Raw genomic sequence first — 21,936 nt, 5'->3', positions numbered from 1 at the left:
AGGCTGCGATCCATCGGGGAGGGATTGCCCGGGGCGTCACCCGAGCTCCGTGAAGATGGTCCACGTCTCCACGAGCCGGAAACCCATCGATTCGTACAGTGGGCGACCTGCGGCCGAGGCGTGCAGATAGGCGGTCCGCGCGCCGGCGGCGAAGCCGTCCGCCATCACCCGGGCGGTCATGGCACGGCCCAGACCACGGCTGCGAGCCGACGGCACCACCGCGATGTTGAACACGCCGATCGCACCGTCGCCCTCCGTCCCGAGCCCGGTGGCGACCGACCGGCCGTCCTCTTCGGCCAGGTAGCCGGTGAATCCCGGTGTGTCGAGCACGCCGCCGCCCATCAGCGCACCGAACGCGCCCTCGGGGACTTCGAAGCCGGCGGTCAGGACGTCGGTGTAGAGCGCGCTGCCGGCCGAACAGACCGGATGGATGGCGTTGCGGGCGTTCGTCCGGAGCACGGCGTCCTCGGCGGAACAGGCCATCAGCGGCATCTCGCCCCGGTGACCCAGACCGTGCCGGGCCGCGAGGGCGACGACCGCCTCGCTCGCATCGCCGCGCACGATGATCGACCAGGGGACGCCGGAACCGCCGACCTCGGTCGCCATCTCGTCCAGAGACGTCAGATCCGGCTCGACGCTGGTGCTGAACGCCGCGTTGAGCGACGCGACGGCGGTGTTGCTCACGAGTCCTCGCGCGTCCCCGTTCTCGGCGGACCAGCCCTTCGCCGGGCTGACCTCGCACAGCCGCTCGCACACCTCGAGCCACGCGGCCGACAAACGGTCGGCGGTCCTACTCATCGCTGTCGCACTCCTCTCGTCCCATTCTCGACAGCGACCGTAGTCAAGGAGAGTTGACAACCTCTTCCGCGAATCCTCGGCGCGGGCCCACCACGACACCGGTCGATAAAGTCCCGGTCATCTCGCCGCACCGCGCCGCCTCGACAGCTTCTCCGCGAGGCACCGGATTCCGGCCCGCAGGTGGTCGGGGCCGCCATCCTGGAACGAATCGAGCACCTCACGGGCCTTCTCGAACGCCTCATCGGCCCCGCTCATGTCACCCACCGAGAACAGCAGCTCGGACAGGCTCCGGAACGCCTCGAAGCGGTACGGGCCCTGGCTCATCTCGTCGGCGGCCTCGGCCGCCAGCTTGAGCTGGTCCACGGCGTCCTCGACCCGGCCCGTCTTCGCGAGGTTCTGCGCGATCGCGACCCGGATCCAGGCGTCCTCGTGCCGGTGCTCGATCTGCGCGTTGAGGTCGAGCGCCTGCTGCAACGCCCGGGCCGCCTCCTCGTGCCGTCCGAGGCGCGCGAGCGACTGGCCGTTGCTGGCGAGACTGCGGATCTCCGCCCGCCGGTTGCCCGCGCTGCGGTTCAGGTTGGTGGCCGTGGCGCTGCTCGCGAGCGCCAGCTCGTGCTGCCCGAGCGCGCTGTACACCAGGTGGAAGTCGACGTGCACCATCGCCTGCTCCGGAAACATGTCGTGCTCGGCGTAGATGCGCAGGGCCGCCCCCAGCAGGTCGAGAGCTTCCCCGTTCGCGTTGAAGAACCGCCGCGCGCCAGCCAGGCTGCGCAGCACGTGCGCCTCGCCGACCACGTCCCCCCGCTCCCGGGCGGCCCGCAGTGCGAGACACATGACGTCCTCCCAGTCCTGGAAGAGCCCGAACCACTCCAGGTACGGCTGCATGGTGATCGCGAGTTGCCACGGGACGATGCCGTGCCCGAGGTCGGCCGCGACCCGGACCGCCTCCTTGAGCACGTCACGCTGTCCGGCGAACCAGGCAAGGGCCTCGGGGTACGACGCCGGCCGCTCGGGTACGACGCCCGGCAGCGGTGGTGGCAGCGCGATCGGAGTCCGGTAGCCGTCGAGCACCACCTCGGCGTGCAAGCTGCTGTGCAGGTAGTGCTGGAGGAGGCGGCCAACTGCGGCATGCTGCTCGGCCGGCGGCTCGGTGGCGCGGAAAAGCTCCTCCGCGTACGCCTTGACCAGCACATGCGACGTGAAGCAGCCGTTGTCACCCTCGGCCACCAGCGCCGCCTCGGCCAGCTCCTCCAACTCGGCGCGGGTACGGTGCGGATCCTGCCCGGACAGGCTCACACAGGCATCGACCGTGATACCCGGGCTCAGCCCCGCCGACAGCAGCCGGAACAACCGGGCCGCTCCGGGGCTCAGCTGCCGGTACGACCAGGAGAAGGCGGTGCGGGGATCGCTGATCCCCCGGCCACCCGGGAACGCCGCGAGCCGACGGGCACCGTCGCGCAATTCGGCGGCCACCGACAGCAGCGACAGGTGCGGACGGGCACTCAGCCTGGCGGCGAGAATCGCCAGCGCCAGCGGCAGCCGGCCGCACAACTCGATGATCTCGTCCAGGGTGTCCGCGTCGGTGGCGTCGAACGCCCGGCTCTTCAGCACGGCGAGCCGGCGTCCGAGCAGCTCCCGCGCCTCCGGCAGATCCGGAAGGTAGGCCCGGTACAGGCGGGCACCGTCGGACGCGGCCAGGCCGACCAGCGGGCGTCGGCTGGTGACCAGCACCAGGCTGTCCGCGGAGTTCGGTAGCAGCGGGCGCACCTGTGCGGGGTCACGCACGTTGTCCAGCAGGACCAGGATCCGTTTCCCGGCCGTCAGGCTGCGATACGTGCCGGTCAGGGCGTCGAAGGTGTCGGGGACGTCCGAGGCGCGGATACCCAGCGCGTACAGCAGGGACCGCAGGGCGTCCCCGGCCGAGACGCTCCCCTCCTCGCCCTCGTGACCCAACATGTCGAGGTAGAGCTGACCGTCGGCGAATTCGTCGGCGACCTGGTGCGCGAAGTGCGTGACGATCGTCGACTTGCCCACGCCACCCATGCCGTCCACCGCGATCACCAACGGACTGGTGCGGTTCCGGTCGCGCATTCCGGCGACCAGATCGTGCAGGATGCTCAACTCGAACGCGCGCCCCACGAACATGGGCTGATCCGGCGGCAACTGCGCCGGGCGCACCTGCGGGACCCACCGGGCCGCCCCCGTCTCCGGCGTGGCGACCTCGACGTCGACCGGCTCCTCGGCGGCTGGTGCCACGTTCTGAGTCAGCACCTGCTGCTGTGCCATCCGCAACTCGCGCCCCGGGTCGATGCCCAGCTCGTCGGCGAGGCGTTCCCGTATCGTCCGGTACGCCGCCAATGCCTCGGCCTGATGCCCGGCGGCGGCGAGCGTCGTCACCAGGCTCGCGTGCACCGGCTCGTTCAGCCGGCCCAGCTCCGCCGCGAGCCGCAGCGGCGCGAGAATCTCCGCCGGACGACGCACCTGGACGGCGACCTTCGCCGCGCCGACCGCCGCGTCGATGAACTCGCCATCGACGCTCGCGAAGGCGGCCGCGGCCGTCACGCTGTCGGCCAGGGCGCCGCCCGCGGATCCGTGGCAGAGCCGTAGGGCGTCGGAGTAGCGCTCGAGCGCCTCCTCGGGCCGTTCCGCGACGACGCTCACCTTCGCCGCGGCGACGCCGTGGCGGAACGCGGCCAGGTCGAGGATCTCGGGGCCGATCATGAGCCGGTACCCGTTACCGTGACGCAAGAGGTACGACCCGGAGGACCGCAGCGCCAGTTCGGGCTCAAGCAGCCGACGCAGGGCACCGACGTACTTGTGGATGACGTTCACCGCACTGATCGGCGGCTCGTCGCCCCAGATCATGGTGATCAGATCGGTCATGTCGACCGGGCGTCCCGCCCGTACCAGCAGCAGTGCCAGCAGACACTGCTGCTGCCGGGGGCCCCCGTGCAATTCGACGTCGTCCCGCCAGAGCCGTAACGGACCCATCACCCGCAATCGCAGTCGTGACGTCACGAACTGGAACCCCCGGAGAACATGGTGACAGATTCAGCCAGAAGCCAGTTGAAGGACACTGAACAACCACTGCATTGATTCCACCGCTCGACCGCCGACAGATCGGTGCCCCGTACGGATAGGCCTGCACCGCAGGTCCCAGGGCGTAGACTTGGCCCTGCGGAGGCGGCCCGCCGGCCTGGTCCGCGCAGTTCTCAATTCGTCAGTAAATTGTTCGGTCGCCTGGTTTCCGTCGGGCCACCGAATCGGGGGAAATAGATTTTGCCTGCATCGGCCCGCGCTCTCCGCGCCAGCGGTGGCCTTTATGTTCAGATTCTCGGCCCGTTACGGATCTGGCGGGACGGCGTCGAGTTGGAGGCCGGCCCCCAGCAACAGAGCTATCTCCTGGCCCTCCTGCTCGCCCAGGAGGGAAGGCCGATCAGCACGAGCGACCTGATCGAATTCATCTGGGGCGAGGGCGCTCCGGCCAGTGCCCTCAACGTCATCCACAAGTACGTCGGTGCGCTGCGGCGCTTGTTGGAGCCCGCGCTGCCCGCCCGAGGACCAGGCTCGTACCTGCAACGGCGCGGCACCTCCTATCTGTTCACCGCCGCCCCCGGCATGCTGGATGCGGTTGTCTTTCGCGAGCTCATCGGGGCGGCCCGGGCGTGCTTCGCGGAGGGACGCCGCGACGCGGCGCTCGACTGCTACGTGGAAGCGCTGAGGCTCTGGCGCGGTCCCGCGGGCGGCACACTGGCCCGCGGCTCGGCGGCGAGGTCGATCTTCGCCGTGTTGGACGGTGAATTCTTCGACGCGTGCGAGGTGGCCGCCGACCTCGCGGTGGCGCTGGGGCAGTCGGAGCGAGTGCTCCCGCCGTTGCGGCTGGCCGCCTCGATGACGCCACTGCACGAGCCGGTGCAGGCGAGCCTCATCTCCACGCTGGCCGCGGCCGGGCAACAGGCAGAGGCCCTGTCGGTGTTCCGGACGGTCCGTGCCCGCCTCGCCGACGAGCTGGGCATCGACCCCGGGCCTGCCTTGCAGAACACCCATCAACAGGTGCTGAGCCGGACCATCATGTCCGCGGTACCGAGCGGTACCGACGAGGACGAGTCGTCGGACCTGGTCGAGAGCCCGCCGCAGATGCCGACCGCGCGGCCGGCACAGCTGCCACCCGACCTCTCCACGTTCGTCGGCCGCGCCGAGGAGCTCGCGATCCTCAGTGCACTGTTCGCCGGGGCGCGTGGCGGTGGTCGGACGAGCCCGTTGATCGTGGCCATGGACGGAATGGGCGGGGTCGGGAAGTCCACGCTCGCCGCGCACTTCGCGCACCTGGTCGCCGACACGTTCGTCGACGGTCAGTTCTATCTCGACCTGCGCGGGCACGAGGACGAGGGGGTGCCGGCCCAGGACGCTCTGCACTCGATGCTGTCCTCGCTCGGCCTACGGGTGTCCAGCTTTCCGGAGACCTTCGACGCGCGGGTCGGCACGTACCGCAGCCTGACGGCCGGCAAGCGCGTTCTGGTGCTGTTGGACAACGTCGGGGACCTGGCGCAGGTGCGCCCCCTGCTGCCGAACTCGGCGGAGAGCCTGGTCCTGGTGACGAGCCGGAAGCCGCTCGTCGGGCTCGCCGCGCTCGATGGAGCTCACCTGCTGCACGTCGACCTTCCTGACCTGCCGTCCGCGCGTACCCTGCTGCGACACCGCCTCGAACGATCGCCGAACCGGTCCGCCGCGGAGCTGGCCTCGGCCGCGGACGTCCTGGAGGAGGTCATCGACCTGTGTGGTCGACTGCCGCTGGCCCTGGCGATCCTGGCCGCGCGGCTGAGTGCCAGTCCCCGGCTCTCGCTGGCAGCCGTGGCCACCGAGCTCCGCGACGACGCACGACGACTCGCGGCCTTCTCCGGCGACCGTGGAGTCCGCGATCCGCGTACCGCCTTCGCGTGGTCCTACCGTCAGCTCAGCCCGGGCGCGGCCCGACTCTTCCGGCTCTTTTCGACCACCCTCTCACCCGGCGTCTCGGCCGAGGCCTGCGCCAGCCTCGCCGGAGAGCAGCCTCGGGTGACGCGCGGGCTGTTGCGGGAGCTGACCGACGCGGCCCTGCTGGACGAGGACCACACGGGTCGCTTCTCGTCACACGTCCTGGTCAAGGCGTACGCTGCGGAGCTTTTCCTGGCTCTTGATTCACCCGCCGAGCGGGAAGCGGCGGTCACCCGGCTGCTCCAGCACTACCTGCACAGCAGCTACCACGCCGCGGTCGTGTTGGCGCCGCAGCGCGCACCGGTCGAGCCGCCCCCGCCGTTGGCCGGGGTCGTTCCGGAACGACCGGGCTCCTACGACGTGGCCAGGCGATGGTTCGAGGAGCACCACGAGGTTCTGCACGAAGCGGTGCGACACTCGGCGGAGGCCGGCTTCGGCGCCGTCACGTGGCAACTCGCTGTCAGTATGCAGCCGGCGCTGCAGTGGACCGGACGGTTCCACGACTGGCAGGACATCATGCAGATCTCCCTGCGGGCTGCCGTCGCCAACGGCGATCGTGTCGGCGAGGCTCATGCCCTGCAGGGCTTGGCCGGCGGCCGGCACGCCTTCGGCGCCAATGAGGAGGCTCTCGACCTGCTGTCGACCGCGCAGGAGATATTCAGCCAGTTCGGGATGCTGTCCCGCCAGGGCATCGTCGAGCTGGACTTCCATCGGATGCACAGCGACCTCGGCCGGCACGAGCACGCGCTCGAAGCGAGCGAGAGGGCGCTGGCCCTGTTTCGCGCCGCCGACGTGGAGCCAGCACAGGTGTGGGCGCTGGAGGCCCGGGGTCGGTCACTCGTCCAGCTCGGCGCCTTCGACGAGGCTCGGGAGTCCCTGGAGGCGGCGCTCGCGCTCAGCCAGAGGATCGGGCGCAAGGGGGACGAGGCCGACATCCGTATGGCCACCGCCCAGTACCTCAGCCAGGTGGGCCGCCGGCACGAAGCCGTGCGGCAACTCGAACTGGCCCTGGAGTCGGCGGTCGAGACGAAGAACCAGCTCGACATCTTTCAGGCGTGGATCCTGCTCTCGGACGCGCTGCTGTCCCTCTCCGATGTGCCCGGCTCCTGCCGCGCGTGGCGGAATGCCTGCGACGTCATGCACGCGATGCAGAACGGGGGCACCCGGAGCATGCGGGATTCGGTCAACGACGTGGGCGGGAAGCTGGTGGAGGTCGTCCAGTACGGTCCGTAGGACCCACCCCGATCCGCTGCCCGGTACGCGACGCGCTCGCCGAACCAGCTCCATCCAACCGGGCGCCGATGGAGAACTACTGGATGGCCACGGGTTCGGCATCGTCGATCACCGAGAGCAGCACGTCACGGGCCTGCTCCAGGTCCCTGATCATCCCGTCGATGCGCGCCTTCTCGATCAGGAGACTGGCCCGAAGCTCGGGCGACTGCCGGCCGTCGAAGCTGGGCAGAAGCTCCGCGATCTTCTCGCTGCACACCGCCGCCGAGTAGAGCCGCTGAATCAGCCCGACCCGTTGCACCGCGTCGTCCCGGTATCGACGTTGGCCGCCGGAGGTCCGTTCACTGGTCAGCAGACCCTGCTGTTCGTAGTAGCGCAGGGAACGAACGCTCACCCCGCTGGCGATGGCGAGTTCACCGATCCGCATTGACGACTCCCCGGACTTGCAGCTGACACCAATGTCAGGTTTTAGGGTACCGGCATGGCACAGAACGAACGATCGAACGAGGTCCGTCAACTGCGCGTGGTCGTCGAAGCGGCGGACTACGACGACGCCGTGGCGCTCTACCAGGACGCGCTGGGCCTCAAGCGGCAGGCCGCCTTCGAGGGAGAGGGCGGGGCACGCGTCGTCATCCTCGACGCCGGCCGGGCAACCCTGGAGATCGCCAATCCCGCGCAGCGGGCGATGATCGACGACGTCGAGGTCGGCCGGCAGGTCAGCCCGCGCATCCGACTCGCGTTCGAGGTGGACGACGCGACGACCACGACGGACGCGCTGGTCGCAGCGGGTGCCGACCTCGTCGCCGCTCCGACCCAGACCCCGTGGAACTCGCTGAACTCCCGGCTCGACACCGCCGGCGGCCTGCAGATCACGCTGTTCCAGGAACTCGGTGCCCGGCAGCCCGCGTCTGTGCCTTTCGCGCTGGTGGACGTCTTCGGGGACGCTCCGCTCACCGGCAACCCGCTCGGCGTGGTGGACCTGACCGACTGGGACGGGCCCGTCCCCGAGGCGTGGTATTCCACCGTGGCCCGCGAGCTCAACCAGTCCGAAACCACCTTCATCCTTCCCGGACGGGACGGTGCCGTACGGGAACTGCGGTCGTACACGGCCGGTGGGGTGGAGGTCTTCGGCGCCGGGCACAACTCGCTCGGCGCCTGGTACTGGCTGCTGGCGACCGGACGACTCGGGAGCCTCGCGTCCGGCACGGAGATCGTCCAGCGCATCGGGGGGAGAGACCTGCCTCTCGTCGTCCGCGACGGCGGCCACATCGACATGGGCCAGACGGCCGCCAGCTTCGGCGCGTACGCCGATCCGGCACTCGTCGCCGGCGCCCTCGGCCTCGCCGTGGACGACATCTCCGACGCGCCGGCGCCGCAGGTGGTGAACACCGGAGCCGGCCACCTGATGGTCGTGCTGCAAAGCCGCGCGGCGCTCGCGGCGGCGACGCTGGACAAGTCCGCGCTGGTCGCCGTGGCACAGACGGTGCAGGCGCAGGGCGTCTACCTCGCCTGGCGAAGTGACACCGAGCCGCAGCCCACCGTCCACGCGCGGTTCTTCAACCCCGGCGTGGGGCTGGACGAGGATCCCGCCACCGGCAGCGCGGCCGGCCCACTCGCCGCCCTGCTGCACCGTCACGAACTGCTGGCCACCGATCAGCGGCTCACCATCGTCCAGGGCGAGGAGATGGGCCGGCGCAGCACGATCCGGGCCGCGGTGGCCGCCGACGGCACCGTCACGGTCTCCGGCAGAGGATTCGTCACCGTACGCGGAAGCATCCACGCGCCGAGCGCGGTCACCCCACCGAGCGCGTAGAAGCGGCGGAGCCGGACCGCGGATCGGCCCGGCTCCACCGCTGCCGGGCGGGCACGACCCCGCTCGATCGTGGATGTAGTGACCTGCGCCGCGCGCCGAGACCACTCCATCCAGGATCGAGCGCGTCGATCCGGCCGGACCGGCGCGATCATGGTTGGCGGGTGACCGGTCCAGGAGTGGCTGGCGTAGGGCGGCGGACTGTCCACTACCCGACGTGCCACATGGGTGCGCCGCGGCGGGCGGTCCTCGCCACGATCCCCGGGTCGGCGAGGACGCCGACCAGCCGACGGCTGACCGCCACCGCGACCGGCCCCAGCGTCGGATGTTCCACCGTCAGATGACAGAGCTGGAGCCCGATCTCGGCCAGCTCCCGCCGCGTCAGCGTGGAACGCCGGCCGCGTTGCTCGACGAGCGCGGCGTGGACCCGGCCCAGCAGGTCCTCGCGCTCGTCGGTGACCCGGCGCAGCACCTCGACCGACCAGCTCCACGTCTGCGCGAGCAGCAGGTCGTCCCGTTCCACGACCTGACCGGCCAGCAGCAGTTCACGGCGGCAGACCGCGATGGCAGCCCCCGCGTCGCCACCGTCCAGGAGCACGCGGGCCAGCAGTCCGGCCGCGATCGGCGCGGAACGCCCAAGCCCGCCGCCCTCGCCACCGCCCTCGCCGCCGCCCTCGCCGCCGGCCGAGGGCTGGGCACCGTCGCCCTCGGCCGAGGACTGGTCGTCACTGGCCGGGAGGAGTCGGTCCAGCAGCGCCCGCGCCCCGGCGGTGTCGCCCTGCGCGCAGCGCACCGCGGCCAGGAACTCGTCGGTCCCGGAATCGGCACCCGCATCCTCCCGGCGGCGCAACTCCTCGGCCGCGGCCCGCAGCTCGGCCAGCGGCGCACCGTCGGCGATCAGACGCGAGACCCGTTGACGCTGCGCGAGCACCGGCGTGGTGCCGGTGGGCGTGACCGGTGCGGGCATGAGTTCCAGCAGCTCCGCGAGGCGTGTCCACTGCCCGGCGGCGGCCCCGATCAGCAGCACCTCGCGTAACGCCGCCACGGTCAGGTTGTCGGCTGGTCCGATGTTGGTCGCCCGGGTCCGCAGAACATCGGCGAACGTACCGAGCGCCTCGGTCCAGTAACCGGCGCTGGCGAGTTCGAGGCCGAACTTCTCCCGGAGCCGACTTCCCCGCCGGCCCGCCACCAGGCCGGCGGCCAGGCGGCTCTGCAGCCGACCGTGCCGGAACCGGTAGGCACCCGCGCTGTGCCGTAGCAGGCCGACCGACTCCGCGTACGCCAGGAACGCCAGCAACGAGAACGGCAGCCGTTGCCGCAGGTCGAGCACCACCCGGACGACCAGGAACCGGATCCAGGCGGCGCCGCCGCGCCGGTACAGCCACCAACCCAACCCCAGACCCATTCCGGCGTACGCCAGGGACGACGGCGGTGGCATCGACGGCAGCAGACCGGTCAGCACCAACGCCGCCGCGACGGCGAACACCCGGATGACGGCGGTGGCGACGGAGAGCAGGGCCGACGCGACACTCGCGACGCGGTCCGCGTTGACGGTCTCGTCGGCGCTGGTGGCGCCCAGCTCGGCGGTCGGCGCGGCGACGTCGACCCGCAGGCCGGCCCGGACGGCGAGGTACCCCGCAAGGAGCACACCGACCACGAGGGCGGCCCGCAACTCGTCGGGCCGCTGCGGCAGGCCCGGCACGCGGTCCAGCCGGGACGCCACCTCGGGGGGCAGGGTGGCGAACAGCCCCAGCTCCATGAGTAGGAAGCCCCCCATGGCACCGAAGAACAGGCCAGTGACCAGGCCTTCGCCGAAGGCCCGCCAGCCGCCGACGAACACCACCCGGCGGGGCGTCTCCCGTGCCGTGCCGCCGCGCAGCGCCGCCGCGCACGTACCCACCAGGAAGGCGGCGAACCCCAGGCCGTCCGGGTGGCGGGCCAGCCAGAGCAGCAGGTCACGGACGCCCGGATCGGTGACCAGCGCGGCGGTCGAGGTGAGCGCGTCGTAGGAGTTGACGAGGACCACCCAGACGGCCAGCGCGGTACGCAGGCCGTCGATGACCGCCCAGAACGGGCCGGGCAGCGCGGCCGGCAGTTGCCACCAGCGGAACTCGCGCTGGTCAAGCGATTCCAGGTGCGCGGCGATGAAGTCCAGGTACCGCCGGGACGTGTCCGGATCCCACCGGCGCAGCCCCTGACGCCCGCGGCCCGAGCGCAGGGAGGCGTCGACGGCCCGGGTCAGCAGGTTGTCCTCCACCGACCGGCGGCCCTGCTCCAGGGCCAGCGGGACGAGTTCGCGCGGATCGGTGCCGGGCTGGTCGAACGCGGTACGGGCCATCGCCACCATCAGCGGTGTGGACAGCGCCCCGGTCAGCTCCGCGTCACCGCCGATCGTGGCGGCGACGGCCGACCAGTTGCCGGCCTGGTGGTAGGGGGCGGCGTCGACCAGGTAGTCGGCCACCTCGGCAGGGCTCAACGGTTCGAGCACCACCACGGCGGTGCCGCGCAGCTTCTCGCCCTTGACGAGGTAGCGCTCGTAGACCGAGGTGCGGCAGGTCAGCACGAACCGCTGGGTGGCCAGCTCGTTCAGCTGCTCCAGGCAGGCGACCAGCCGCTGCTCGGGCATCTCGTCGAGGCCGTCGAGGACGGGCACCACCAGATCCGCCTCGACGAGGTCGCGAAGGACGACCTCCCGGCGGGGGTGGTCGGCGGCGAGTTGCGGGTACCGGCGGGCGATCCGGTCGACCAGCCAGTCGGGGAAGCTCTGCTGGTCGGGGTCCCACGACGCGATGGGCAACGGCACCGGGACGGGTGCGTCGGGCTCACGGTGCGCGGGCAGTTCCCGGGCCATCCGCAGCGTGGTGATCGACTTGCCGGAGCCGGCCGGGCCGAGCAGCAGCAGTCGCCCGGACGGAATGCCCCGGTAGCGGCTCCACAAGGTGCCGTCGCGGCCGGAGAGATCCAGCGGGGCCGCGTCGCTGGACCGGCCGATCGCCCGCCAGGAGGGGAACAGCCGGTCCGGGCCGTTGGCCCAGCGCACCGGCAGCGGGTACGGCTCGTCGACGGCGCGCAGCAGCGTCTCGTCGGTCCGGTCGCGCCGGATCAGGTCGGCGAGCTGATCCGCCACCGCACGCCGGTCGGAGACGATCGCCGTGGAGACCGCCGGCCGGTTGGTGAAGACCTGGTCCAGGACGACGTAGACGGCGATGAACCCGGCGATGACGCCCCAGGCCCAGTTGACCTTCTCGAAGTCGTAGCGCAGCCAGACCCAGCTGGTCCCGCCCGCCGCCAGCGCGGCGACGATGGCCAACAGACCCCAGTTCCACACTCGACGCTGCACCGCATGATTGTGGTCGTTGTGAGGGCCGGCGGGACACCCCGCTCAGGCGGCCAGGGTGGCGTAGCGGCCGTTGCGGTGCAGCAGGCTGTCGTGGGTGCCGGCTTCGACGATCCGGCCGTGGTCGAGCACCGCGATCTGGTCGGCGTCACGGACGGTGGAGAGCCGGTGGGCGATGGTGATCGTGGTGCGTCCCTCGGCGAGCAGGTCGAACGCCCGCTGCACGGCTCGTTCGGTCTCGGTGTCCAGCGCGCTGGTGGCCTCGTCGAGGACCAGGATGCGCGGGTCACGCAGCAACGTACGGGCGATGGCCAGGCGCTGCTTCTCGCCGCCGGAGAACCGGTGGCCGCGTGAGCCGACCACGGTGTCGTAGCCGTCGGGGAGGTCGGCGATCAGGTCGTGGATCTGTGCCGCGCGGGCAGCGGCCTCGACCTGGGCGTCGGTGGCGTCCGGCCGGGCGTACCGCAGGTTCTCCCGGACGGTGGTGTGCAGCAGGTAGGTCTCCTGGCTGACCACGCCGACGATCGAGGCCAGGTCGGCCAGGCGCAGGTCGCGCAGGTCGACGCCGTCGATGGTCACCCGGCCGCCGGTCGGGTCGTGCAGTCGGCTGACCAGCCCGGCGAGGGTGCTCTTGCCGGAGCCGGTCTCGCCGACCAGGGCGAGGCTGGTGCCGGCGGGCACGTCCAGGGTGACTCCGGCGAGCGCGGCGGTGTCGCTGCCCGGGTAGCCGAAGGTGACGTCCTCCAGGCGTAGGTGCCCGTGGACCCGGGTGGGGTCGAGGTGCACCGGCTCGGCGGGGTCGGCCACGTCGACCGGCAGGTCGAGGTATTCGAAGATGCGGGCGAACAGCGCCAGCGAGGCGGTCAGCGAGACGCCCACGTTGAGCAGCCCCATCAGCGGCCGGAACAGGCCGCCCTGCAGGGCGGTGAAGGCGACCAGGGTGCCGATGCTCAGCGTGCCGGCGGTGCCGGGCAGCCCGGCGGCGAGGTAGATGACCGCCGGTACGGCGGCGAAGATGATGCTCATCGCGGCCATCCGCCAGCGGCCGGCCAGCTCGCTGCGCAGTTCCAGGTCGACCAGGCGGGCCGACGACGCGGCGAACCGGTCGATCAGCGCGGGCCCGGTGCCGAGGGTCTTGGCCAGTTGTACGCCGCTGACCGACAGGCCCTCCTCGACGGTGACGTTGAGGTCGGCCAGTTCGCGTTGGCGCTGGGCGGTGATCTCGCGGCGCATCCGGGCGACCCTGCGGGTCAGCCAGATCGCGGGCGGCAGCACCACGAGCGAGACCAGGGAGAGCTGCCAGGAGAGGGCGATCATGGCGACCGCGGTGGCGATCACGGTGGTGAGGTTGGCCGCGACGGCGGTGGCGGTGGACGTGACCACCGACTGCATGCCGCCGATGTCGTTGGTGATCCGGGACTGCACCTCGCCGGTGCGGGTCCGGGTGAAGAAGGCCAGCGACTGCCGCTGGAGGTGGCTGAAGACGTCGGTGCGCAGCCGGTGCATCACCTGCTGCCCGACCTGGGTGGAGATCCAGGTCTGCAGGACGCCGAGGGCCGAGGTCACCGCGGCCACCGCGACCATGCCCAGGACGAGCCAGACCAGCAGGGTCACGTCGCGCTCCGGGAGGGCCCGGTCGATCACCGTACGCAGCAGGAACGGGGTGGCCATCGCGATGATCGAGGAGGCCACGATGATCGCGGTGACGGTGGCCAACGCGGGCCGGTGGCCGGTGAACAGTCGACCGATGCGGCGCAGCGACACCTGGCGGGCCTGTGCCTTCTCGTCCGCGCTGACCGTACGCGGGCCGCGGTCGCGGCCTCTGGGGGTGGATTCCAAGGGGGAACCGCCTCTCGTCGGGGATATTGCTGAGGTTACCTCATCATGAGGGAACAACCGCATCTCCTGCTACCGTATTCCCCGTGATGGAGCGCACGGCGGACGGCGACGACGAGAGCCTGGCGGAGACGTTCTGGGCGGTCGCCGCACGACTGCGCCGGCAGGCGCGCGAATCCCTCGAACCGTGGGACGTCACGCCCAGCCAGTCCCGGGCACTCGGCGTGCTGGCCCGGCACGGCGAGCTGCGCCCCGGTTCGCTCGCCGAACACCTGCGCATCGCACCCCGGTCGGCCACCGAGGTCATCGACGACCTGCAGACCCGTGGGCTCGTCGAACGCCGGCCCGACCCGGCCGACCGACGGGCGACCCTGGTCGTGCTCACCGAGGAGGGCACCCGGGTCAGCGCCGCCATCCGGGCCGCCCGCCGGGCCGAGGCGGACCGCTTCTTCGGCCACCTGGACGACGCCGACCGCGACCAGCTCGCCCGCATCCTGCGTACCCTGCGCGGCTGACAAGCCGTCGAGCAGGCCCGCGCCCCCACGCGGCGACCGCCCGGCGCGGACCCCGGGTTTGCGCACCCCGCGCCGGGGTAGCCAGCGGCCCCGTCCGGTCGGCGGGGCCGGCCACCACTCGCCGGGGCGACGTCACAGGAGGATGCTCGTGCCACTGGTGTCCCACCCGCACCACCACCACACCTGATGTGCGGGATCAGCGGGGAGGCACGCTTCGACGGCAGGTCGCCGGACGCCGCGGCGGTCACCCGGATGACCGAGGCGCTGCGCTCCCGCGGCCCCGACGGCGAGGGACTGTACGCCGCCGACTGGGTCACCCTCGGCCACCGCCGACTGACCATCATCGACCTGTCCGACGCGGGCGGCCAACCCATGGTGCGCGACGACCTGGGCCTGGCGCTGGTCTTCAACGGCTGCATCTACAACTACCCCGAGCTGCGCGAGGAGCTGCGCAACGCCGGGTACGCGTTCAGATCGACCAGCGACACCGAGGTGATCCTGGTGGCCTACGCGCACTGGGGCGAACGCTTCGTCGACCACCTGGTCGGCATGTTCGCGATCGGGCTGGTCGACCGTACGCGGCGGCGCCTCGTGCTGGCCCGCGACCGACTCGGCATCAAACCGCTCTACCTCGCCGAGACCCCCGGACGACTTCGGTTCGCCTCCACCCTGCCCGCGCTGCTGCGCGCCGGCGACGTGGACACCGACATCGACCCGGTGGCGCTGCACCACTACCTGTCCTGGCACTCCATCGTGCCCGCGCCGCGAACCGTGCTGCGCGGCGTCCGCAAACTGCCGCCGGCCACCCTGCGGGTGATCGAGGCGGACGGGCGCAGCCGCGAGGAGGTCTACTGGCGGCCCGACTACGTCCGGGAACCGGCCGACGCCGGGATGGACGCCGTCGACTGGCGGGCCGCCGTCGGGGACGCGCTGCGCACCGCGGTACGCCGACGCCTGGTCGCGGACGTGCCGGTCGGCGTCCTGCTCTCCGGTGGGCTGGACTCCAGCCTCATCGTGGCGCTGCTCGCCGAGGCCGGTCAGCGGCACCTGCGCACGTTCAGCATCGGTTTCGACAGCCGTGGCGGCGAATCCGGCGACGAGTTCCACTACTCCGACCTGGTGGCCCACGCGTACGGCACCGACCACCACCGGATCCGGCTGGCCGACGACGACCTGGTACCCGCCGTACGACGGGCCGTGCTGGCGATGACCGAGCCGATGGGCAGCCACGACGTGGTCGCCTTCCACCTGCTCTCCGAGCAGGTGGCCCAGCACGTGAAGGTGGCACAGTCCGGGCAGGGCGCCGACGAGGTGTTCGCCGGCTACGGCTACCACCAGCCGCTCACCGAGGCGCCCCGGCACGGCGCGGGCGAGACGTTCGCCGCCGCGTTCTTCGACCGCGACCACGACGAGTTGCGCCAGATCGTCGGCCCCTCGTACGCGCTGGACCACGACGCCAGCCGGGACCTGCTCGCCGCGCACCTGGCCGCGCCCGGCGCGCAGACCGCGCTGGACGCGGTGCTGCGCCTGGACACCCACCTCATGCTGCCCGACGACCCGGTCAAGCGGGTGGACAGCATGAGCATGGCGTGGGGCCTGGAGGTGCGCACCCCCTTCCTCGACCAGGACCTGGTCACCCGGGTCGCGCACTGCCCACCGGAGCACAAGGTGGCCCGGGGCGGCAAGGGCGTGCTCAAGGACGTCGCCCGCGACGTGCTGCCGGCCGAGGTGGTCGACCGACCCAAGGGCTACTTCCCGGTGCCCGCCCTGCGCAAGGTGGACGGCCCGATACGCGAACTGGTCGCCGAGGCGCTGCAGGCGCCGGCCGCGCGTGAGCGGGGGCTGTTCCGCCCGGAGTACGTGGCACGGCTGCTCGCCGAGCCGGACCGGGCCGAGGCGGCGGCCGGCAGCAACAAGCTGTGGCAGCTCGGGCTGCTGGAGCTGTGGCTCCAGACGCACGACATCCGCTGAGCCGGCGATGCCGGCCGGTCAGCCGGCGACCGTACGGGCGGTCAGGTCGTCGAGCACGGCGCGCAGGTCGTCGGCGCCCTCCAGCACCCGGCGCTGCCGGGCTGCGCCGGTGCCGTCGCGGTGCAGCCGAGCCAGCTGCGCCAGCACGTACCCCAGGTCGCCGTGGCGTAGCAGGGCCGGAGCCGCCACGGCCATCAGCTCGTCGATCAGCTCCCAGGCCGGGCGCGTCCCGCCGCCGCGCAGGTCGATCAGCTCACCGTCCAGGCCGTCGTGCGCGGCCCGCCAGTGCGCGGCGGCGACCAGGCAGTCGCGCACCGGCGGGGCGAGCACACCCGCGCGCACGTCGTCGGCGAGGGTGGCGACCAGGGCCCGGACCAGGGCGGCGACCAGCACGGCGTCGTCCACGTCCGGGCAGACGTCGCCCACCCGCACCTCCACCGTCGGGTACGCGGCGGACGGCCGGGCGTACCAGTAGACCATCGCCGCGTCCAGCATGATCCCGGCGGCGATCAACTCGTCGACCGTCCGGTCGTAGTCGGCGGCGGAGTCGAAGTACGGCGTCGGACCGATGCTGGGCCAGCGTTCCAACTGCATCGACCGCCAGCTCGCGTGGCCGGTGTCCCGCCCGTCGTGCAGAGGCGAGTTGGTGGTGATCGCCTGCACCACCGGCAGCCACACCCGCAGGTGGTTGCAGACCTGCACGGCCAGCTCCCGGTCGGGCAGCCCGACGTGCACGTGACAGCCGCAGACCGCCGGATCGTGGGCCACCGGCCCGTACCGGCGCGACATCGCGTGGTAGCGCGGTTCGTCGGGCACCGTCCGGTACGGCTCGGCCACCGGTGTGGCCCCGACCGCCACCAGCCGGGCGCCGGCCGCCGTGGCTGCCTCGGCGGCGGAGCGTCGCAGCGCCACCAGGTGCGCGCGCAGCTCGCCGAGGTCGGCGCAGACCGGTGTCACCATCTCCACCATGCTGTGCCGGAACTCCTGGCGGCTCTGCTCCCGGGCCGCGCCACGCAGCGCGTCCAACACCTGGTCGGCCACCGGCATGTTCCGCCCGCTGTCCGGGTCGAGCAGCAGAAACTCCTCCTCGACGCCGAGCGTGAGGGTGGTCAGGTCGGGCATGGCGGCGACTGCCGGACGGTACGTCATGACCCCCTCCGTCAGCTCCTGCGGCCGTGCGGGAACCCACGGCCGGCGGGTGCCTCGGGTTCCCGCCGGGGCATGGGGACAAACCGCCGCGGGTCATGTAGCCGTCGGTTGCGGGTAAGCCCCGGCGTGATCGACGACCTGCGCGTGGTCGTGGTCGGCGCCGGTTTCTCCGGACTCGCCGCCGCGTCCGCGCTCGCCCGCGCCGGTGCCCGGGTGCGGGTGCTGGAGGCCCGGGACCGGGTCGGCGGCCGGGTGCTGACCCATTGGCTGCCCGACGGCACCCAACTCGACCTGGGCGCCCAGTGGATCGGGCCGACCCAGGATCGGATGTACGCGCTGGTCGCCGAGCACGGGCTGGACACCTTCGCCTCGGCGGCGGCCGGCGCGTCCACCCTGCTCTGGGCCGGCCAGCGACGGGCCGAGCCACCGGCGGAGGTGGGTCGGGTGCTCGACCTGCTCGACGCGTACGCCTCCCGGTTGGACCCGGTCGCACCGTGGCGGACGTCCGGGGCCGCGCGGTGGGACCGGACCCTTTTCGGCGGCTGGCTACGGACCACGGCCGGGGACGCGGACACCGCCGACTACCTGGGGCGGCTGCTCGCCGGCGGGCTGCTGGCCACCGGCGCGAACGAGATCTCCCTGCTGCACGTGCTGTTCTACCTGCGCAGCGGCGGCGGCACCCGGTCGCTGCTCGGCATGGCCGGCAGCGCACAGCAGGACCGGATCGTCGGCGGTCCGCCGGCGCTGGCCGAGCGGATGGCCGCCGCGCTGCCGCCGGGGACACTACGGCTCAACGCGCCGGTGTACGCGATCGGGCAGGACGCGCACGGGGTGCTGGTGCGCACCGACACCGAGGGCGTCGAGGGTGACGCGGTGGTGGTGGCGCTGGCACCGGCGCTGGCCGGTCGGATCCGGTACGACCCTGCGCTGCCGGCGCTGCGCGACGGGCTGACCCAGCGGATGCCGATGGGCTCGGCGCTGAAGGTGCACGCCGTCTATCCGGAGCCGTTCTGGCGTGCCGACGGACTCTCCGGCGTGGCCACCAGCAGCGTGGGCCCGCTCACCGAGACGGTGGACAACAGCACCCCGACCTCGTCGCGCGGGGTGTTGACCGGGTTCAGCTACGGCACGGACGCCGCGGCACTGCGGGCGATGTCCCCTCAGCGGCGCGAGCGGAGCCTGCTGGACGCGTTCGCCACCGTGGTGGGGCCGCGGGCCGGCGACCCGGTCGAGCTGATCGAGTACGACTGGTCGGCCGACCCGTGGACCCGGGGCTGCTTCTGCGGCGCGTTCACACCGGGCGCCTGGCGTTCGTACGGCCCGTGGTTGCGCGTACCCGTGGGGCGGGTGCACTGGGCGGGCACCGAGACGGCGACCCGCTGGGCCGGCTACCTGGAGGGTGCCGTGCGGGCCGGCGAGCGGGCCGCGGCCGAGGTGCTGGCGGGTGAGCGCGCCCGGCCGGCCCGGTCGGTGTGACGACCGGGCCGGCGGGTGCGTCGATCAGGGATACGTGGTCAGGTACTGCTGCTGGGCGGCCAGGTTCGCGGTGCCGCCGCTGTTGTTGATCACTCGGTTGATGGTGCCGACGCCACCGAGCGACACGGTCACCATGTTGGTGAACCGCACGTTCGGGTTGTTGGGCACCTCGAAGGCCCGTTCGGCGACGACCGCCGGGTTGACGTTGAAGTAGCAGTAGCTACCCATCCCGAACGCCTGATGGCTGGTCACCGAGTCGGCCACCTTGTACGCGGCGTACCCGCGGGTCGCGCCGTTCATCCAGGCGGCCTGGTTGGGCGGGTCGTACGGCATCTCGTTCTGGTAGAAGTACGTCTTGCCGCCGTTGCCGTTCCAGATCGTCTGGTACTTCTGGTAGTGCTCGACGAAGAGGCCGTACATGGTGACGTTGTCGCCGTTGACGGTCAGCCCGGTGTCGGCGGTGTTGAGCGTCCACCCGGTGGGCACGCCGGAGGCGGCGTGGTCGGCCCGCCAGAGCCACATGTGGTCGCCGATCACGTTGTCGCTGTTGACGGTCAGCGTGTTGGTGGCCTTGCCGACGTGCGGCCCGCCGATCCGGAAAAACACGTCGTGCAGCGAGGTCGGGTTGGCGGCGTGACTCGCCGCCGAGCCGGCCGGGCCGACCTCCATGAGCACCGGCGAGTTCGTCGTGCCGGCCTCGAACATGAGACCGGCCACCTTCACCCCGTCGACGTCGGCCACCCGCATTCCGACGCTGCCGTTGTCGGCCTGGATGGTCGCCAGGCCGAGGCCGAGGATCACCGTGTCGGCCCGGTTGACCTGGATCGGCTCGGTGACGTGGTGCACGCCCGGCGTGAAGAGCAGGTGGCGGCCCTGGGCGAGGGCCGCGTTGATGGTGGCCGCGCTGGTGCCCGGCTGGACGATGTAGAACTGCGACAGCGAGATGGACGAGCCGGCCGGGGTCTTGTTGTACCAGCTGGTGCCGGTGGAGTTGCTGCGCAGCGCCGGCACGAAGACCCGGTACTCACCGGTGCCGTCGATGTACAGGAACGGCTTCTCGCGTACCTGCGGGGTCTGCGCGATGACGGTGTGCGAGGGGTTGGGGAAGTGCGGCGGCGGAGCGCCGTTGACGCCCTGGAAGACCATGTTCCACACCGAGCCGGTCCAGCCGTTGCCGAACTCGCTGTTGCGCGAGTACCACTGCTGTTGCGAGCCGGAGACGACCAGGCCGTCGATGCGGGTGTCGGCCAGCAGGCCGCCGCTGGACCACCCGTCGCCGCCGTTCCAGAGCTGGATCTGGTTCTGCGCGCCGCGCAGGTGCATCCGCCGGTACGGCGCCGCCTGGGACACCGCCCAGCGCTCCACGGTCGTCCCGGCCGGCAGGGTCACCGAGAGGTTCTCCGCGGCCCGCCAGAAGTTCTGGGTGGCGTTGCCGCCCATCCAGAACGCCTCGGTGCGGACGTGTCCGTTGAGGTTGACGTCGTCCGGGCTCAGGCCGAGGCCGGCGACCTGGGTGAAGAAGCCGAGGTTGACGTCGGCGGTGTAGGTGCCGGGCTTGAACAGCACCGCGTACCGCTGCGGGCCGAACTGGTTCTGCTCCTGCTGGGTGAAGAGCGTGTTCAGCCGGCTCTGGATGGTGGACGTCGGGGTGCTCGGGTCGAAGACGAAGGTGTTCGGGCCGAGGTTCGGGTTGCGCGGGTCGGTGGTGTCACCCGGAGGCTCGGTGGTCCCGCCGGTGGCGTTCACCGCCAGCTCCCACAGCGAGTAGCCGTAGGCGGTGCCCCGGGCGGTGCCGTACACCCGCAGGTAGCGGCCGCTGCCGGTGACGTCGAGCGACTGCGTGCCGCCGGCGCCGGTGGTGGTCGAGTAGATGGTGGTCCAGGTGTTGCCGTCGGCCGAGGTCTGGAGCTGGAAGGCCCGGGCGTACGCGGCTTCCCAGGTGAGCACCACCCGGCAGATGGTCCGGGTGCTGCCGAGGTCGACGCGCAGCCACTGCGGGTCGCTGGCCGCGCTGGCCCAGCGGGTGCCGGCGTTGCCGTCGACCGCCGCGGACGCGGCGAGGCCGGCGTCCTGGATGGACGAGGCGGTGGCCGGCTGGTTGAGGGCCGCGTTGGCGCTGCCGCAGGTCGGCGTGCCGCCGCCGATCTCGCCGTAGACCTGGAACTCCCAGAGCGAGTAGCCGTATCCGGTCCCCCGGGCGGTGCCGTACATCCGCACGTACCGGCCGGCGCCGGTGACCGTCAGGTTCTGCGTACCGCCGGTGCCGGTGGTGGTGCTGTAGACGGTGGTCCAGGTGGCACCGTCGTCGGAGGTCTGGAGCTGGAAGGCGCGGCCGTACGCGCCCTCCCAGAGCAGGTTGACCTGGCTGAGGGTGGCTCGGGCGCCCAGGTCGACCTGAATCCACTGGGGATCGCTGAAGGCGCTGGCCCAGCGGGTGCCGGTGTTGCCGTCGACGGCGGCGGACGCCGGGGTGCCGGCGTTCTCGGTGGACGAGGCGGTGACCGGGCGTCCCTGGGACAGCAGGGTGGGCGCGGCCTGCGCCGGGGTCGTGGCGACCGCCGGGGTGAGCGCCGCGACCAGGGCCACGGCGAGCCCGACGAGCAGATGACGGACGGTACGCGGGGGGCGCGGGCGTACGGATGTAGCGCGAGATGTCATGACATTGCCTGTCGGTAGGGGGTACGGACGACGCGCGGGTGGGATCGGGCTCGCCCGTGGTGCCGTGGGTGGTGCCGCCGATGCGGCGCCGCGGGTCTGAGAGCGCTCTCGTTGGAGTGTTGCGGCGAGATTGCGACGGCGTCAAGACATCGATCTATAACACTGTTATTTATCCCGAAGGT

Annotated in this window: 12 protein-coding genes; 5 read left to right on the top strand and 7 right to left on the bottom strand. The window is 71.9% G+C overall.

Annotated features, from left to right (window positions below):
• Positions 1–36 precede the first annotated feature (36 nt).
• The gene (locus ACFQGL_RS14085; RefSeq protein WP_377511197.1) at positions 37–798 is read right to left on the bottom strand and encodes a GNAT family N-acetyltransferase; all 762 of its coding nucleotides are present in this window, start codon (positions 796–798) and stop codon (positions 37–39) included.
• Positions 799–915: 117 nt separating this feature from the next.
• Entirely contained in the window at positions 916–3,816 is a 2,901-nt protein-coding gene (locus ACFQGL_RS14080) for an AfsR/SARP family transcriptional regulator (protein WP_377511195.1), read from the bottom strand.
• Positions 3,817–4,077: 261 nt separating this feature from the next.
• Between ACFQGL_RS14080 and ACFQGL_RS14075 the strand changes: the two genes are divergently transcribed.
• A complete protein-coding gene (locus ACFQGL_RS14075; protein WP_377511192.1) occupies positions 4,078–7,005 on the top strand; it encodes an AfsR/SARP family transcriptional regulator in 2,928 nt (975 codons plus the stop codon).
• Positions 7,006–7,081: 76 nt separating this feature from the next.
• Here ACFQGL_RS14075 and ACFQGL_RS14070 read toward each other — a convergent pair whose 3' ends face one another.
• The gene (locus ACFQGL_RS14070) at positions 7,082–7,429 is read right to left on the bottom strand and encodes a MerR family transcriptional regulator (RefSeq protein WP_377511189.1); all 348 of its coding nucleotides are present in this window, start codon (positions 7,427–7,429) and stop codon (positions 7,082–7,084) included.
• A gap of 54 nt (positions 7,430–7,483) precedes the next feature.
• On the opposite strand from ACFQGL_RS14070, the gene ACFQGL_RS14065 reads away from it, so the two are divergent.
• Positions 7,484–8,815, top strand: a complete 1,332-nt coding sequence (locus tag ACFQGL_RS14065) for a PhzF family phenazine biosynthesis isomerase (RefSeq protein ID WP_377511186.1) — start codon at positions 7,484–7,486, stop codon at positions 8,813–8,815.
• 205 nt (positions 8,816–9,020) lie between these two features.
• Here ACFQGL_RS14065 and ACFQGL_RS14060 read toward each other — a convergent pair whose 3' ends face one another.
• Together ACFQGL_RS14060 and ACFQGL_RS14055 are read right to left on the bottom strand one after the other, a co-directional pair.
• Positions 9,021–12,152: an NACHT domain-containing protein gene (locus ACFQGL_RS14060; RefSeq protein ID WP_377511183.1), complete on the bottom strand. Its 3,132-nt coding sequence runs from the start codon at positions 12,150–12,152 to the stop codon at positions 9,021–9,023.
• Between the two features lie 42 nt (positions 12,153–12,194).
• Positions 12,195–13,988, bottom strand: a complete 1,794-nt coding sequence (locus tag ACFQGL_RS14055; protein ID WP_377511180.1) for an ABC transporter ATP-binding protein — start codon at positions 13,986–13,988, stop codon at positions 12,195–12,197.
• 86 nt (positions 13,989–14,074) lie between these two features.
• Between ACFQGL_RS14055 and ACFQGL_RS14050 the strand changes: the two genes are divergently transcribed.
• Positions 14,075–14,500 (top strand): MarR family winged helix-turn-helix transcriptional regulator, encoded by a 426-nt coding sequence (locus ACFQGL_RS14050; RefSeq protein ID WP_377511652.1) that lies wholly within the window; start codon positions 14,075–14,077, stop codon positions 14,498–14,500.
• Between the two features lie 186 nt (positions 14,501–14,686).
• Positions 14,687–16,471, top strand: a complete 1,785-nt coding sequence (locus ACFQGL_RS14045) for an N-acetylglutaminylglutamine amidotransferase (protein ID WP_377511177.1) — start codon at positions 14,687–14,689, stop codon at positions 16,469–16,471.
• 18 nt (positions 16,472–16,489) lie between these two features.
• Here the strand turns inward: ACFQGL_RS14045 and ACFQGL_RS14040 are convergent, their stop codons facing one another.
• Positions 16,490–17,620: a carboxylate-amine ligase gene (locus ACFQGL_RS14040; protein ID WP_377511174.1), complete on the bottom strand. Its 1,131-nt coding sequence runs from the start codon at positions 17,618–17,620 to the stop codon at positions 16,490–16,492.
• A 108-nt stretch (positions 17,621–17,728) separates the two neighbouring features.
• On the opposite strand from ACFQGL_RS14040, the gene ACFQGL_RS14035 reads away from it, so the two are divergent.
• Positions 17,729–19,096: a flavin monoamine oxidase family protein gene (locus ACFQGL_RS14035; protein WP_377511172.1), complete on the top strand. Its 1,368-nt coding sequence runs from the start codon at positions 17,729–17,731 to the stop codon at positions 19,094–19,096.
• 24 nt (positions 19,097–19,120) lie between these two features.
• Here the strand turns inward: ACFQGL_RS14035 and ACFQGL_RS14030 are convergent, their stop codons facing one another.
• Entirely contained in the window at positions 19,121–21,754 is a 2,634-nt protein-coding gene (locus ACFQGL_RS14030) for a discoidin domain-containing protein (RefSeq protein WP_377511169.1), read from the bottom strand.
• Between the last annotated feature and the right edge of the window lie 182 nt (positions 21,755–21,936).

The sequence above is a fragment of the Micromonospora vulcania genome, assembly GCF_042658605.1.
In the GTDB taxonomy this organism is placed as follows: Bacteria; Actinomycetota; Actinomycetes; order Mycobacteriales; family Micromonosporaceae; genus Micromonospora; species Micromonospora vulcania.
This window is presented reverse-complemented; position numbering and strand designations above follow the sequence as displayed.